Raw genomic sequence first — 14,774 nt, forward strand, 5'->3', positions numbered from 1 at the left:
ACTCGCGAGCGGGTGGCGTCAGGCGGCGAGGGGCGGCGACGGCTCGGTGCCCAGTCGCTGCTCCAGGTCCAGGGCTTCCCGGCGCACGCGCAGGTCCAGGTAGAAGAACGAGCAGACGACGAAGTTGACGGGGGAGAAGAAGGACTGCGCCGCCACCTGGAGGATCTCCACGGGCACCAGGAGGAGTTGCGGCGTGCGCGCCATGGTCTCCGCCGAGAAGGGGTTCCCATAGGGCAGCATCACCAGCCACGCGGGGATGCCGAAGAGCAGGTGCACCGAGAAGAGGATGAGGCTCACCACGGTGAAGAGAATCATCCCGCGCACCATCACCCGTCCCAGGAAGCCCGGCTCCACGCGCCCGGACAGCATCGCTCCCGAGCGCGTGAAGGCGCCCCAGGCTCCCAGGTCTTCCATGGCGAGCACGGGAGGCAGCAGCAGGAAGCGCAGGAAGTACCAGAGGATTGCGCCGAGCATGCCCAGGGCCAGCAGCAGTCCGCCCGCCACCAGCAGCACGATGCCCAGCACCTGGGAGTCCATCGCCGTGGCGATACCACCGGCCACCATCAGCACGGTTCCGGGGATGCTCGCGACCAGCGTCACCAGGGTCGACCACCCCACCGACAACAGGAAGGCGCCCGTCACCGCGCCCACCTTGGACAGGCCCCGGCGAAGGCCGTCCGCGGGGCTCACGGGCGTGCCCAACTGCGCGGACAGCACGTAGCGGGCGGTCGCCACCGTGGTCAGCCAGTAGCTCCAGATGAGGAACATGAACAGGCCAGACCAGAGGACCAGCGACAGGCTGGCCTGCCCCAGCATCTCGAAGGGCGCCTCCTTGGTGACGGCGTCCTTGTCCGTCACATAGAGCATGGGCGTCAGCCAGCGCGTCAGCTGGAGCGTGGCCTTGGTCGCGATGAAGCCGACCAGCGAGTAGCCGAGGTTCAACACGAAGAGGGGCTTGAGGTGGCCGCGCCAGAAGGTCACGGCACGGTCAATCAACTCCCCCAGGGCCAGGGGGCGCAGCTCGGAGACGGAGGAGGGCGAAGTCACGGGACGCGCAGCATAGCCCGGGGCGCGCACGCGGCCAGCAGTGCTCGCGCCGCCTGAGCCGGGTCCTCGGCTTCCAGCACGGAGGAGATGACGGCGAAGCCCGCCGCGCCGGTGAGCCTGCTCGCCCTCTCCTCGGTGATTCCTCCGAGCGCCAACGCGGGACAGGGCAGCCCCGCCGTGAGCGCGAGGAAGCCCTCGGGGCCGAGCGTCGTCCGGGTGTCCCCGGGCTTGGAGCCGGGGGAGAACACGGGGCTCACCAGGGCCAGGTCCGCGCCGCGCGCCGCGCGAGCCTCGCGCTCGTCATGGACGGCCAGGCTGATGAGCCGGCCTGGGGGCAGGTGAGGGCGGACGTCCCCGGGTGTGGGGCCGTCCGAGGGCAGATGCAGGTGCGCGCCCACGAGCAGGGCCACGTCCAGCCGGCCATTGACGAACAGGGGATTGCCTCGTGTCCGGCAGAGCGCGGCGAGGACCCGGGCGTCCTCGAGGAAGCGGCGACCGGAGGACTCGGGATGGCGGTGCTGGACGGCGACGTCAGGGCCCGCCTCGAGCGCGCGGCTCAGCGCGCCCAGGAGCCGCTCGCGCGGCAGACGCCAGTCGGTGATGACGACGAGCCGGGGGAGGGAGGGCGCCACCGGGAGCATCATGGGTGGGCGTGCCTACTGGACGATTCCGTCGAGCGGGCTGGACGCGGAGCCGTAGGCCTTCCGGGGGATGCGGCCGGCGAGGTACGCGTCCCGGCCCGCTTCCACGGCCTTCTTCATGGCGACGGCCATGCGCACCGGGTCCTGGGCGCCGGCGATGGCGGTGTTCATCAGCACGGCGTCCACGCCCAACTCCATGGCGATGGCCGCGTCGGACGCGGTGCCGACGCCAGCGTCGACGATGACGGGCACCTTCACCGTCTCCAGGATGAGGCGCAGGTTGTGCGGGTTGCGGATGCCCAGGCCGCTGCCGATGGGGGCGCCCAGCGGCATCACCGCCGCGCAGCCCGCGTCCTCCAGCTTGCGCGCGGTGATGGGGTCGTCGCTGGTGTAGGGCAGCACGGTGAAGCCCTCCTTCACCAGGATGCGGGCCGCCTTCACCGTCTCCTCGACGTCCGGATAGAGCGTCTTCTCGTCGCCGAGGACCTCCAGCTTGACCCACTTGCTCATGCCCAGCTCCTCGGCGAGCCGGCAGGTTCGCACCGCGTCCTCGGCCGTGTAGCAGAGGGCCGTGTTGGGCAGGAGGCGCAGCCGCTCGCGGTCAATCCACCGCATGAGCGAGGCCTCGCCCGTGGCCTTCAGGTCCAGCCGGCGCACGGCGACGGTGACCATCTCCGTGCCGGAGGACTCGTGGCAACGCTTCATCACGTCGTGGCTGGGGTACTTCCCCGTTCCGAGGATGAGGCGGGAGGCGAACGTCACTCCCGCGATGGTGAAGGGCTTGTCCTGGATGCTCATGGCCATCTCCTCGCTACCCGCCGCCGACAAAGGTGACGATCTCCACGCGGTCCCCGGGCTGGAGGTGGTGCTCGGGGTGGCGGGCGCGGCGCACCACCTCGGCGTTCACCTCCACGGCCACGCCCGGACCGCCGACTCGCAGCGATTCCAGCAGCGCCGAGAGGGTGGTGGCCTCCGGCACCTCGCGTGTTTCTCCGTTGACCCAGACCTGCACGGCGTCACGGCTCCTTGCGATGGGGACCCGGGGACGCACTACAGGGGGGAATACCGTGCTGTCAACGCACACTCCGCCAGTACGTTCGCCACCGTCACCGGTATACTCGACGTCATGCTCATGGCTCCCAGCAGGCTTCTCTCCATCGCGCTCGTCGTCGCGCTCGGGCTGCCCCTCACCGCGCTCGCGGACGAGCCCGTTGCCACGCTGGACGCCCCGGTCCGCGCGCCCACGCCGGTGCTCCACGGCCACCGGTATGCCTTCGTCGCCGGAGGCGTGCTCGCGCTGGGGGGATTGGGGCTGGGCTTCTTCGCGCAGGGCGAGGCGAAGCGCGCGCAGGGGCTCACGTCGGCCCGGGATGCACGGGAGACGATGGACCGGGCCCGCTCGGCCTCCACCGCGGCGAACGTGATGTACGCCGCCGCGGGCGCCGCGGTGCTGTACGGTCTGGTGCTGGAGCTGCTGCCCGACGAGGCCGCCGACGCGGCGAGCCTCACCTACCACTTCTGAACGAGCCCCCCGTGGCCCTCCGCTCTCCTGTCCCCCTCCTGGCCTGCGGCGCCGTGCTCGCCGTCGTGGCCTGCTCCCTCAACGTCGACGACCTCGCCGGCAAGGCCTGCACGGACAACTCCGAGTGCCCCACGGCCTATGCCTGTACGGCCCTGGGCGCCGACGGCCAGCGCACGTGCGAGGTCATCTACCCGCCGCACTACACGGAGGCCGACGGTGGCGCGGACGCGGGGCCGGTGCCCACGTACTGCGAGGACGTCGAGCCCATCCTCGCCGCCACCTGCGTCAGCACCTGCCATGGCGCGGACACCAGCGGAAGCAGTCAGACGTCGTTCCGGCTGGACTACTACGAGCCGACCGGCAACGGCGTGCCCGGCGCGAGGGCCAAGGCGCTGCGCATCCGGGTGCGCGCGTCGGACCTGAAGGACATGCCTCCCACGGGCAGCCCGCAACCCACCACGGAAGAGCGCGCGTTGATTGCGCGCTGGGTCGCGGGGGGCGCGCCTCTCTGCGACAGCACGGGCACCAACGACGCCGGGCCCTGAAGTCCTCCCCGCCGTACCTCCTCGCTTTCAGGTTCCAGGTTTCAGGTTCCATGACGAGCCCCATCATGAAGAAGCTCCTCGCGAGCGCGGCCGGCGTGGTCGCGTTCACCGTGGCCTGCACCATCGACGTGGCGGACTTCACCGGCAAGACGTGCGAGACGGCCAGCGACTGTCCCGACACGCACGTCTGCGTCGCGGTGCGACAGGGACAGGGCCGCACGTGTGAAGTGCTCGGCCTGCCTGGTATTCCCGACGCGGGGGAAATCGACGCGGGGCCGGTGCCCACCTACTGCGACGACGTGCAGCCCATCCTCGCCGCCAGCTGCGTGAGCACGTGCCACGGCGCGGACACCAGCGGAAGCAACCAGACCTCGTTCCGGCTGGACTACTACGCGCCTCCGGATGGCGGTGGCGCGGACGGCGGAGGACTTCCGGGGGCTTTCGCGAAGGCCGCGCGAATTCGCGCCCGCACGTCCGTGTTCCAGGACATGCCGCCTTCGCCCACCACCGTCACGCTGCCCACCGCCGAGCAGCGGGCCATCGTCGCCCGGTGGGTGGAGGGTGGAGCGCCCTTCTGCGACGCGGGCACGGGTGAGCCGGACGGCGGAGCCGCCGACGGTGGCCGCGCGGATGGCGGAGTCGACGCGGGGCCGTGAACGGTGTGATTGCGCGTGAGGGAATGAAGGGTGCCTGCCTGGGCACCTTCGTTCCTCGCACGCGGTCGTGACGGGGATTGTTCCCACGGAGAGCGGCCGGGCGACCGGGGCCTCCGTGCGCGGATCGACGCCCCTGTGTCTCCCAAATGCGCCGCGCAACCCCTGTGCAAGTGCGAGAGGAGCGCTCACTTTCTGCCCAACACCGGGAGACATGCTCTCCCGACAGCCTACCGAAAGGGGCAGGACGATATGCGCAAGCTCATGATGGCGGTCGGTGCGATTGCGGCTCTGGCGATGGTTTCCGGTTGCAGCAAGCGGGACAACGTCGCTGAACAGCGCCAGGACGTCGCGGAGGCGCAGACGGAGGCTCGCCAGGAGACGGCGGAGATCCGTCAGGACGAACAGAAGGACATCGCGGACACGCAGCGCAACGCGCAGGAAGACATCGCGGAGACGCAGCGCGAGGCGAACCAGGACATCGCCAGCGCGCAGAACGACGTCCGCGACGAGCAGGGTGACCTGGCCGAGGCGCAGCGGGACTTGAATGAAGACGTGGCCACGGGCGGCTCCGGCGCCGCGGGGGCCACCATGGCCGCGACCAGCGTCCAGGGCCGCGTGCTCTCCACGAGCGGTGACTCGCTCACCGTGGTGGACACCACCAACAACCGGCAGCTCAAGCTGAAGACGAACGACCAGAGCCGCATCCTCCAGAACAACCGCGCCGTGAAGGTGAAGGACATCAAGGAGGGTGACCAGGTCCGCGCCTCGTATGTGCTGGACGGCAAGGACATGGTGGTCCGCGAGCTGAGCGTCACCCAGGCCGTGACGCCGACGAACCAGTAACGCAGCGCAAGCGGGCGGTCCGCCTCCTCGCGGATGGCCCCTGGACGGCTCCCACTCCGGTGGGGGCCGTTCCCTTTTTTCCCTGAATCCATTCCGAGGGGTTGGAAGGGTGTGTCGGACCTGGGTGGTAGGAGGGACGCGTGGGGTTTCCTCACGCCTTCCCAACCCTGGGGAGGACCTTCATACCCGGGAGCAGTCATTCGAAATGGGCACCCACCACCCTGCACAACCCCCTGCCAGACCCTTCATCCTCTTCACCGCCGGGGCCACGGCCTACGAACTCATCCGGTACCTGGGCGCGCGCGGCTCGGGAGAGCTGCTCATCGCGCGCAGGCACTACCTGGACACGCCAGGAGACCTGGTGCTCATCAAACGCTTGCAGGATGCGGGAGACGAGCTAGGGCGCGCGCGGCTTCGCGAGGAAGTCAAACTGCTGATGCGCTTGTCCCATCCGGCCATCGCCCAGGTGTTCCTGGTGCGGGTGCATGACGGGCTGCCCCACCTCGTCATGGAGTACGTGGAGGGGCACAGCCTGGAGACGCTGGTCAGCTTCGCGGCGCTGCGGCGCCGGCCGCTCTCGGAAGCCTTCGCCGCCTACGTGGGCGCGGAGATCGCGGACGCGCTCCACCACGCGCACACGCTGGATGATGATCGCGGCCGGCCGCTGGGGCTCGTCCACCGCGACGTGAGTCCCCGGACGCTGCGCCTGGACGTGCGGGGCCACGTGAAGCTGGCGGACTTCGCCCTGGCGTGGGCCCGGCTGCCGGGGCGCGTGGCCACCGAGGCCCACCTCGTCCGGGGAGACCTGGCCTATGCGTCGCCGGAGGCCCTGCTGCGCCGGCCGCTGGACGGGCGCTCCGACCTGTTCTCCCTGGGCGTGGTGCTGCTGGAGCTGCTCACCGGGTTGCACCTGCTGGACCTGGAGGCCGTGGAGCGCGCGGCGCTTGCGTCCGGCCCGCTTCCGGACGCGGAGCTGCTCCAGGCGGAGAACCCCAGCTGGCTTTCCGCGCCCATGATGGCGGCGCGCATGGCGTGCTTCGCGCCGGAGCACGTCGAACACGCCACGCGCACCCTGTCCTCGCCGCTGCGAGCCATCCTCGCGCGGCTCTTGCGCCGCGAGCCGGAGGAGCGCTTCCAGACGGCATTGGAGCTGCGGGACTCGCTGCGCGCGGTGCTGGGCGGACGGGGCTACGCGTATGGGCCCTCGGAGGCCGCGCGCGAGGCGACCCAGGTCCGTCAGGATGCCCGTTCCCGGAGGCGCACGGCGGATGTGCTGTCCTCGGATGAGGCGCTGCCCACGGCGTCGGGGCGCGGCGGCGCCTCCATGGCCGGGACGTGAGCGGGGCGGGCGCGGTGTTCAGGGGATGCACGCGGTGGGATGGGTGCTTGTCTGGCGCGCGCGGACAGGCAGACTGATGCGCCTATGGGCGACGTGAACGAACTCCACCAGCGCTGGTGCATCGCGGACGGACACGCGGACTCCCTCATGTGGAACCGGGACTTGTGCACGCGCTCGGACGAGGGGCACGTGGACTTTCCCCGGCTGCGGGAGGCGGGGGTGAAGCTCCAATGCTTCACCATCGTCACCCGGGGCTTTCCCTTCATCGGTGGCTTCCCGGTGTTCGCCGCGTGGCGCGGCTGGCCCCGGGAAGCACGCGCGAGCGAGTGGACGCGGGCCTTGTGGCAGATAGAGCGCATGGAGGAGTTCTGCCGTCGCTCCGAGGACGCGGCGCGAATCACCACCACGCCCGCGATTCTGGAGGACAACCTCGCCCGGGGGCGGCTGTCCGCGGTGCTGGGGGTGGAGGGTGGGCATGCGATTGAAGGCAAGGTGGAGCGGCTGGCGGAGCTGCACCGCCGGGGCGTGCGCTTCATGGGGCTCACCCACCTGTCCAACAATGACCTGGGGGGCTCTTCCTTCCCGATGATGGGCAACCGGGGGCTCACCTCCCTGGGGCAGGAGGTGATGGAGGAGATGGCTCGGCTGGGGTTGAGCGTGGACGTGGCTCACGCCTCGGAGCGCACGCTGGAGAACCTCTTCACCCACCCTTCGGTCCGGTTCTTCTGCTCACACACGGGCGTGCGGGCGGCGGGGGGAGGGTGGCGCAACCTGAGTGACGCCTCCTTGCGCTTCATCGCGGACCGGGGGGGCGTGGTGGGAATCATCTTCGCCCCCGTCTATCTGGGAGGCGACGCGGTGGATGACGTGGTCCGCCATATCGAACACGCGGTGGACGTCATGGGCGAGGAAGGCGTGGGCCTGGGTTCGGATTACGACGGAATGGTGCCGCTGCCACGGGGGATGAAGGACGTCACCGACTTGCACCTGCTCACCACGGCACTGCTGCGCCGACATCCGGAGTCCTGGGTGGAACGAGTGATGGGAGGAAATTTCCGGCGTTTCTTCCAGACGACACTGGGTGGTTGACCGGCGGCGGTACGCTCGAAATATTGGTCGCAAGCTCATGAACCGCTCTCTCTTCGTCCTAGTGTCCGTCGTTGGTTCCCTCCTCCTTGCCGGCTGCGGTGGCGCCAGCGCGGGAGATGATTGTGACGAGGCGGGCAGCTTCGTCTGTCAGGAGAACGTCCTGGCGCTGGAATGCCGCACCGGGACGTGGCGGGAAGTTCCCTGCCGGGGTCCGCTCGGCTGCCGCGAGTCCGACGAGGCCGTGCGGTGCGACACCTCTGGCAACGTCGCGGGGGACGCGTGCTCCTCCAGCTCCGAGGGCCGGGGGCTGTGCCGACGGGATGGCAAGGCCGTGCTGGAGTGCCGCCAGGGAGTGCTGGTGGAGACGGCGACGTGCGCCACCTGTGAGGTGGACAACTCCGAGGTGACTTGCCAGCCGTGAGCCGTTGAAGGCGAGCGTCAGGAGTCGTCACAGGGGGACGTGTGGTAGCTTCGGAGCGCCGCTCGCGGGACTCCGATGCGACTTCCGATTCAAGCCTTTGGAGCCTGACACGCTGGTCGTTTCACTTCTCCCCGAGCGGCGCTCCTCTCTCCCATCTGGAGGCAGTGCGCGCGATGGCCCTGGCCGCCGAAGTCCGCATCGAACAGGTCGCTCGCGAGGACCTGGTGATGTTCGTCAACGCGTGTTTCTCCTGCACGGGACAGCGGGAGTTCTACGGTGACGCGCGCGGGCAGTCGGTCTCCATCGAGTTCCTGCACCAGTACATCCTCGGCAACTACCGGCGCCTCTATCGGCGCACGCTCGCCGCGGGCATCAACCACTTCAATCAGGCGCAGATCATCCTCAACCTGCTCGCCGTCGGCAGTCCGGCGGACGCGGCGGAGCGGCGGGAGGAGGGCGCGCTCATCGCCGCCGCCCTGCGGAGCCTGCCGTCGCAGCGGGCCTACCGGGTGCTGGAGTCCCTGCGCTCGCGGCACATCAACAACCGCAGGACGCGCGCCATCGTCCGTGAGTACCTGTCGGGGCGCTCCAGCCTGCCGTTCGACGCGGTGAAGTACCGCGCCAAGCTGCGCGCGGCGGTGGTGCATGGCCACCTGAAGTTGGACGGCGAGCTGGGGCCGTTCCTCTTCCATGGATGGAAGAAGCGCGTCTACACCCAGCCGTTGCTGGAGACGTTCCGCAAGGCCCACTTCGCCCAGGAGGCGCTCTATGAGCTGCCCTACACGGTGGCGGAGGGCCTGGCCCAGAAGCACGGTGTCCCCCGCGACGTGTTCCTCCAGCGAATCGAGCCCCGGCTCACCCAGGCGGAGCGGCTGCGCCTCCAGGAGTCCGCCGCGCGCGAAGGGGGCGGGGAGCCGCCGGTGGACCTGTCTCGCGCGCCGCTGACGAAGCTTGCGCTCTATGCCCTGTCGATGACGGACGCGGTCCGCGAGGCGCGCCGGGACGAGCTGCACACGGCGCTGGAGCGCGCCTCTGCGCGGGTGCTGGCGCGGGCACCGGCCTCCCTGGGCCGGGTGGCGGCGGTGCTGGACAACAGCTACTCCTCGTCGGGTTCCTTGCAGAAGCGTCGGCGTCCGCTGGGGGTGGCCCTGGCGGCGCACTACCTGCTGTCCGCCTCCGCGCGCGAGTACCGGGCCTTCTGGACCTGTCCCGTGGAGGAGCCGTTGCGCGTCACCGCGCGCGGGCAGACGGACCTCGCCACGCCGCTGTTGGATGCGCTGGCCTGGGGCGCGGAGCTGGTGGTCATCGTCTCCGACGGCTACGACAATGACCCGCCCAAGGCCGTGGCCGAGCTGACGCGGGTGTTCCGGGAGCGGTTGGACCCGGGGCGTCGCACGGCCCTGGTCCACGTCAATCCCGTCTTCGACGCGGAGGAGTATTCGCCGCGCTCGTTCGGTGGCGCCGTCGCCACGGTGGGCGTGCGGGACGCGGAGGACGTGCCCACGGTGCTGGGCTTCGCGCGCTTCGCGGAGGGCACCGCGTCGCTGGCGGAGCTGGAGCGTTATCTCTCCGCGCGGGTGGCGTCCTGGCTGGAGCGGGATGCTCGCCGGAACGTGAGTGTGGAGGTGGGCGTGACACCGGGCGCGCCCGTGAGCGTCGAGGAGGGCGAGGCATGAGCGACGCGCGACTCATTCAGCGGCTGGAGCCCAAGGGCCTGAGGCTGGCGCCGTCGCAAGTCTTCGGACGCATCCGGCTGGTGCCGGTGCTGCGGGACGAGGTGAGGGGAGACCTGCGCTTCGCGCGCAGGGACTACTCGGACGCGGTCTCCGTGGTGTCGCTGGAGGGCCCGCTGACGGGGCGCGGGCTCAAGTACGTTTCCTACATTCCCCACGGCATGGTGGTGAGCTGGACGCACCGGCAGACGGAAGCCGTCTTCGGCACGCGCCTGCAGGCGCCCGAGGGCAAGCGCGTGAAGGTGGGCCCGGTCCCCGTGCGGCTGTTGCATCGGATGGTGCACCGGGAAGACCGCAACCAGCTGCGCATGCTGCCCCTGCACCTGGCGATGGAGGGCTTCCTGGCCCTGCACTTCGGCGGGCCGGATATCGCCTGGGCGGAGTACTCGCGAGCGGCCCTGTCCCACGGGTTGAGTCCGCGAGTAGAGGGCGTAGTGCCCGGGTGGGCGAGCACCGCGCTGGATGGCGCGCTGCGCACGTTCGAGGTCCACGAGAATCAGGTGGGCATGCTGCTGTTCAACGCGGATGAGCTGCTCTCCGCGTTCATCGTCGCGCACCCGGATGACTACCGCCTCCTGCACCGGACGTTGCTCAAGGACTTCTACGGGGACCTGCTGCTGCAGTACGGCTATCTCATGGAAGCTCCGGAGCTGGGGCTGTCCCTGGACGCGAAGCGGGTGTCCAGCGTGGAGGACCTGCGCGCGGAGGTGGCGCGCATGCGCGCGGACTGGGCGGCCTTCCATGGCTTCATGGCCGGCGGGCTGTTCGGCGTGGAGGTGACGTCCCGGAAGGTCTACGAGGCCGGGCCGTTCCTGCTCCAGCACTTCCACACGAGCCTGCTTCCCTCGGAGGAGAACCACCTGGGCGAGGCGATTGTGAGCCCCGACGGAACGCTGGAGTACCTCAAGACCTACCGGCTCTCGGCGGCGCAGACGCGGCGGGCGTACCTGCTGCAACGGCTCGCCACCTCGGGATGGAATCTGGACGACGCCGCGGAGGAGTTCGGCTCCACCCGACAGGACCTGGTCCTCCGGCTCCACAACGCGGGCTTCGGTTATCTGCTCAAGGACCACGTCCTGGAGGAAGCCCGGCGCTCGAAGGCGCGGGGCTCCTGAGGCTCGCTCAGAGCGCCCCGAGAAACGCGTCGAGCGCCGCGTTGACCTTCTCCGGCTGCTCCTGGTTGGACAGGTGCGCGGCGCCGGGGATGACCTCCAGCTTCGCCCCGGAGATGAGGTCCACCATCTGCTTCGCCTTCTCCAGCGGGGTGATGGCGTCATGCTCGCCCACCACCACCAGCGCGGGCCCGGCGTAGCGCGCCAGGATGTCCTTGGAGTCCGGACGCAGCGCCATGCCCCGCTGGGCGGCGGCGATGCCCTCGCGCGAGGCGGTGCGAATCTGCGCCTCCACCACGCGCCCCACCGGCGAATCCGGGGGCGAGGAGATGAGCTTGGGCATCAGGGCCTGGATGACGGGGTCCGCGCCCTTCTCCAGGGCGTCCTTCGCGGAGGCCTCACGTCGGGCCTTGCCCGCGTCGTCGTCGGCGGTGCACTGCGTGTCCATCAGCACGAGCCCGGCCACCCGGCCCGCGTCCTCGCGCAAGAGGGCCATGGCCGCGTAGCCGCCCATGGACACTCCGCCCACCACGGCCCGGTCGATGTTCAGCGCGTCCAGCAATCCCAGCGCGTCACTGGCGATGCGTGACATCTCGGTGGGGCCTTCACCCGGCATGCTCTGCCCGAAGCCGCGGATGTCCGGGATGATGAAGCGGTAGCGCCCGGACAGCGCCTTCACCTGGGCGTCGAAGGCGTCCCCGTTGAGGGGAAAGGCGTGCAGCAGCAGGACGGGGAGGCCCTGGCCCACGTCGCGGTAGTGCAGGGAGAGTCCATCCACGGTGACGGTCAGCATGCGTCCTCCGAACAGGGCTCAGAGCCACTGCTTGTGCTTGAACCAGAAGAAGAGGCCCACGGGCAGTCCGATGATCATCACCCACATGCTGATGTAGAAGCCCCGCCCTGACAGCACGTCGAAGTTCTGTCCGAAGAATCCGACGATGAACGACAGCGGCAGGAAGATGGTGGCGAAGATGGTGAGCTGCTTGGTGATGTCGTTCGTCTTGTTGGCCACCATGGACAGGTAGCCGTCCATGACGTTGCCCAGGATGTCGCGCCCGGCATCAATCTGCTCGTACAGGCGCACCAGATGGTCATACACGTCGCGGAAGTAGAGCGTGGAGCGCTCGTCGACGTGGGGGATGCCCCGCCGCGCCATCAGCCCCACCACGTCCCGCTGCGGGGACAGCACCCGGCGCAGCTGCACCAGCATCCGCTTCATCTCGAAGATGCGCTGCAGCTGGGACTTCTCCGCCCGCTCGAAGATGGACACCTCCAGGTCCTCCAACTCGTCACCGAAGGTGTCGAGGATGGGGAACTGCGCATCCACCAGCCCATCCGCCAGCAGGTAGAGGATGAAGTCCGTGCCCCGTCCCAGCGTCGCGTTCGGATCCGAGCGGACGCGCTGCTGGATGTTGTCCAGCCCCGAGAAGGGCAGCTCGTGCACGCTGATGATCCACTCCTTGGCGAGGAAGAAGTGGTGCTCATGCAGCGTCAGCTCGCACACGTCCTTCCCGGTGGTGAACCCCTGGAGGACGATGAAGACATGGTTCGGGTATTCCTCCAGCTTGGGCCGCTGGTCCAGGTGGAGGCAGTCCTCGACGGCCAGCCTGTGGAGGCCGAAGCGCTCGGCCAGCCGGGCCATCACCGCTTCGTCGGGGTGGAGGACGTCAATCCACTTCCGTCCCTCCTCGGCGAGCAGTTCCTCACCCCCGGTGAAGAGGGTTCCGTCCTTCATCAGACAGACCTGAATCATCCCGTAGCGCTCCCGGGCCTTGCGGCGCGGCCCCGATCCGAGTGCTAGAACTCCCCCGCGCGGAAGTCGAGCGCTAGAGTGTGCCCCCCGTGTCCGCTGACGCTGAAAACCCGCAGGCCTCCCTGACCCCGAGGCTCGAAGAAATCCTCCAGTCCCACCCCGACCGCGCCTTCGCGGGCCGGCTGCGCAAGGTGTACGCCGCCGCCGCCCAGGCCATTGGCCGGCTGAGTGACATGGACCTGGTGAAGTACGAGACGCCGGTGGTGGACTCCAGCCCGGACCTGTCGCTCTGGGAGGAGATGGCGCCCGTCATCCGAGACACGGTGATGGACGTCAACGCCCTCTTGAACGTCATCCGCGAGCAGTTCCCCGCACAGCCTTCCGCGGGCCTCGCGGACATCCTGCGCGAGGTGGGCGGGGCCCGCTTCCAGGACCCGGCCACGTTGCTCCAGGACGCCATGACGCAGCTCGCGCAGGGGATTACCCAGCTGGGCGAGGCGATGCGCAACCCGTCGGTGGTGAGCGACCGGTGGACGCTGCTGGCTGAAATCCAGAGCTTCCGGGCGCGCTTCCGCGAGCAGGTCAGCAACCTCGTCTTCGAGACGGCGAGCACCTTTGGCGAGGTGACGCGGGCGCAGGTGGTGCCCGGGCACGAGGCGGAGGTGAAGGCGGCGGTGACGGTGCGCGCCATCACCGCGGACCTGGGGCGCATCCTCACGGCGCGGCACAACAAGGTGCGCGAGGCGGAGCCCGAGGACGTGCAGTGGAACGCGCAGCAGCTCCAGACGGAGATGGACGCCTTTGGCCGCACGGCCGCGTACCGGAACCTGCGCGCGCAGGACAAGCGGCACATCGTGGAGATGCGCGCGGAGGTGGGTCGCCTGGCGATTCTCCCCAACCCCTCCCGCCAGGACCTGCTCAAGGTGGTGAGCGAGCTGGACGCGTTCGTCCGGGGCCTGTCCGCGGTGAACCAGCGCCAGGTGCTCATCATCCATGACCGCGAGGTGTGGGCCTCTTGCGGCGTGAAGCTGGAGCGGGCCCTGATGCTGTCGGACTCGGACGCGCCGGCCTCGGCCCGACTCCTGGCCGAGGCGGCCGTCAGCGCCCAGTCCCTCTACGGGCGGGCCTCCGACATGGACGCGTTCCTGCGCAAGGCGCGAAAGCAGCCCCTGGCCCAGCTCGTGGGACCGGAGCTGCGCGCCACCATCGAAGTGTTCCAGGGACTGTTGGCCCAGCTGGACGTGATGTGATGGCGGCTGCCAGCAAGGCGGTACCGCGCCCGTTGCGCGAGGCGGACCTGTCCCGTGTCGAGGGTGTCTTCACGGACGTGGATGGCACGCTGACCACCGGCCACCGGCTGCGCGCGGACACCGTGCGGGCGCTGGAGCGGCTGTCCGCTTCGGGCCTGCGTGTGGTGTTGGTGAGTGGCAGGCCGGCGGGGTGGGGTGAGGCGTGGGCGCGGCAGCTCCCGGTGGACGGCGTCATCGTGGAGAACGGCGGCCTGTTCTTCCTGCGAGGCAAGCGGGGGCTCCGCAAGGTGTACCTGGAGGCACCGGCCGAGCGAGTGGCGAACCGGCGTCGGCTCGAGAAGGAAGTCGGGCGCGTGCTGAATCAGGTGCCCGGGGCGCGGCTGTCGGTGGACAGCGCGTACACGGAAGTGGACCTGGCCGTGGACTACAACGAGGAAGCCCGGCTGGGCGAGGCGGGGGCGTCGCGCATCGAAGCGCTGCTGCGGGCGCGCGGGGTGACGGCGGTGCGCTCGTCCGTGCATGTGAACTGCTGGCTCGGTCGCTTCGACAAGCTGAGTGCGACGCGGCGCTTCGCGCGGGTGGCGTGGGGCGAGCGTTTGGAGCCTCGGGACGGCCGTTACGTGTATGTAGGGGATTCTTTCAATGACGCCCCGATGTTCCAGGCTTTCGAGCTGGGCGTGGGCGTAGCCAACGTGCGCGCGGTGTTGGACCGCATCGACGCGCCGCCGGCTTTCATTACCCGGGCAGCCGAGGGGAAGGGGTTCGAGGAGCTGGCTCGGGCCCTCCTCGCTCGGCGGGGCCGTGGGGCTCGTGAGGAGTGACA

The 14,774-nt window shown here is 69.7% G+C and carries 17 protein-coding genes; 11 read left to right on the forward strand and 6 right to left on the reverse strand.

Going from position 1 to position 14,774, the window contains the following annotated elements; all coding sequences use genetic code 11:
* Window positions 1-18: 18 nt before the first annotated feature.
* Genes HUA78_RS40180 through thiS form a run of 4 tightly spaced genes read right to left on the reverse strand, consistent with a single transcriptional unit; the run spans window position 19 to window position 2,700 of the window.
* Complete coding sequence (locus HUA78_RS40180) at window positions 19-1,047, reverse strand: hypothetical protein (protein ID WP_141643290.1); 1,029 nt, start codon at window positions 1,045-1,047, stop codon at window positions 19-21.
* Complete coding sequence (locus tag HUA78_RS40185) at window positions 1,044-1,691, reverse strand: thiamine phosphate synthase (RefSeq protein WP_254624160.1); 648 nt, start codon at window positions 1,689-1,691, stop codon at window positions 1,044-1,046. Before HUA78_RS40185 ends, HUA78_RS40180 begins: the two co-directional genes overlap by 4 nt.
* A gap of 12 nt (window positions 1,692-1,703) precedes the next feature.
* A complete protein-coding gene (locus HUA78_RS40190; RefSeq protein WP_371745779.1) occupies window positions 1,704-2,492 on the reverse strand; it encodes a thiazole synthase in 789 nt (262 codons plus the stop codon).
* Between the two features lie 7 nt (window positions 2,493-2,499).
* Window positions 2,500-2,700 carry a sulfur carrier protein ThiS gene (gene thiS / locus HUA78_RS40195; RefSeq protein WP_141643287.1) on the reverse strand — a complete coding sequence of 67 codons (201 nt, stop codon included), beginning with the start codon at window positions 2,698-2,700 and terminating at the stop codon, window positions 2,500-2,502.
* Window positions 2,701-2,814: 114 nt separating this feature from the next.
* Here thiS and HUA78_RS40200 point away from each other — a divergent pair, with 114 nt between their 5' ends.
* From HUA78_RS40200 to HUA78_RS40240, 9 genes are all read left to right on the forward strand, one after another.
* Entirely contained in the window at window positions 2,815-3,210 is a 396-nt protein-coding gene (locus tag HUA78_RS40200; RefSeq protein ID WP_174465959.1) for a hypothetical protein, read from the forward strand.
* Between the two features lie 11 nt (window positions 3,211-3,221).
* Window positions 3,222-3,755, forward strand: coding sequence for a hypothetical protein (locus HUA78_RS40205; RefSeq protein WP_174458663.1), 534 nt, complete (start codon window positions 3,222-3,224; stop codon window positions 3,753-3,755).
* A gap of 65 nt (window positions 3,756-3,820) precedes the next feature.
* On the forward strand, window positions 3,821-4,411 hold the full coding sequence (locus HUA78_RS40210; protein ID WP_174478620.1) for a hypothetical protein: 591 nt from the start codon (window positions 3,821-3,823) through the stop codon (window positions 4,409-4,411).
* Between the two features lie 249 nt (window positions 4,412-4,660).
* Window positions 4,661-5,254 (forward strand): hypothetical protein, encoded by a 594-nt coding sequence (locus HUA78_RS40215; protein ID WP_141643283.1) that lies wholly within the window; start codon window positions 4,661-4,663, stop codon window positions 5,252-5,254.
* A 205-nt stretch (window positions 5,255-5,459) separates the two neighbouring features.
* Window positions 5,460-6,593 (forward strand): serine/threonine-protein kinase, encoded by a 1,134-nt coding sequence (locus HUA78_RS40220; RefSeq protein ID WP_174478621.1) that lies wholly within the window; start codon window positions 5,460-5,462, stop codon window positions 6,591-6,593.
* Between the two features lie 84 nt (window positions 6,594-6,677).
* Complete coding sequence (locus tag HUA78_RS40225; RefSeq protein ID WP_141643281.1) at window positions 6,678-7,682, forward strand: dipeptidase; 1,005 nt, start codon at window positions 6,678-6,680, stop codon at window positions 7,680-7,682.
* A gap of 37 nt (window positions 7,683-7,719) precedes the next feature.
* Window positions 7,720-8,103: a hypothetical protein gene (locus HUA78_RS40230; protein WP_174458666.1), complete on the forward strand. Its 384-nt coding sequence runs from the start codon at window positions 7,720-7,722 to the stop codon at window positions 8,101-8,103.
* 173 nt (window positions 8,104-8,276) lie between these two features.
* Complete coding sequence (locus HUA78_RS40235; RefSeq protein ID WP_254624161.1) at window positions 8,277-9,779, forward strand: hypothetical protein; 1,503 nt, start codon at window positions 8,277-8,279, stop codon at window positions 9,777-9,779.
* Window positions 9,776-10,951 (forward strand): hypothetical protein, encoded by a 1,176-nt coding sequence (locus tag HUA78_RS40240; RefSeq protein ID WP_174478622.1) that lies wholly within the window; start codon window positions 9,776-9,778, stop codon window positions 10,949-10,951. The genes HUA78_RS40235 and HUA78_RS40240 overlap by 4 nt, the downstream gene beginning before the upstream one ends.
* A 7-nt stretch (window positions 10,952-10,958) precedes the next feature.
* On the opposite strand, the gene HUA78_RS40245 is transcribed toward HUA78_RS40240, so the two are convergent.
* Together HUA78_RS40245 and corA are read right to left on the reverse strand one after the other, a co-directional pair.
* Complete coding sequence (locus tag HUA78_RS40245; RefSeq protein ID WP_174462682.1) at window positions 10,959-11,741, reverse strand: alpha/beta fold hydrolase; 783 nt, start codon at window positions 11,739-11,741, stop codon at window positions 10,959-10,961.
* A gap of 18 nt (window positions 11,742-11,759) precedes the next feature.
* The gene (gene corA / locus HUA78_RS40250) at window positions 11,760-12,701 is read right to left on the reverse strand and encodes a magnesium/cobalt transporter CorA (RefSeq protein ID WP_174458669.1); all 942 of its coding nucleotides are present in this window, start codon (window positions 12,699-12,701) and stop codon (window positions 11,760-11,762) included.
* 80 nt (window positions 12,702-12,781) lie between these two features.
* On the opposite strand from corA, the gene HUA78_RS40255 reads away from it, so the two are divergent.
* Together HUA78_RS40255 and HUA78_RS40260 are read left to right on the forward strand one after the other, a co-directional pair.
* The gene (locus HUA78_RS40255) at window positions 12,782-13,951 is read left to right on the forward strand and encodes a hypothetical protein (RefSeq protein ID WP_141643276.1); all 1,170 of its coding nucleotides are present in this window, start codon (window positions 12,782-12,784) and stop codon (window positions 13,949-13,951) included.
* Window positions 13,951-14,772 carry an HAD-IIB family hydrolase gene (locus HUA78_RS40260; RefSeq protein WP_174478623.1) on the forward strand — a complete coding sequence of 274 codons (822 nt, stop codon included), beginning with the start codon at window positions 13,951-13,953 and terminating at the stop codon, window positions 14,770-14,772. The genes HUA78_RS40255 and HUA78_RS40260 overlap by 1 nt, the downstream gene beginning before the upstream one ends.
* The last annotated feature ends 2 nt before the right edge of the window (window positions 14,773-14,774 follow it).

It is taken from the genome of Myxococcus sp. CA033, from assembly GCF_013336625.1.
Taxonomy (GTDB): domain Bacteria; phylum Myxococcota; class Myxococcia; order Myxococcales; family Myxococcaceae; genus Myxococcus; species Myxococcus llanfairpwllgwyngyllgogerychwyrndrobwllllantysiliogogogochensis.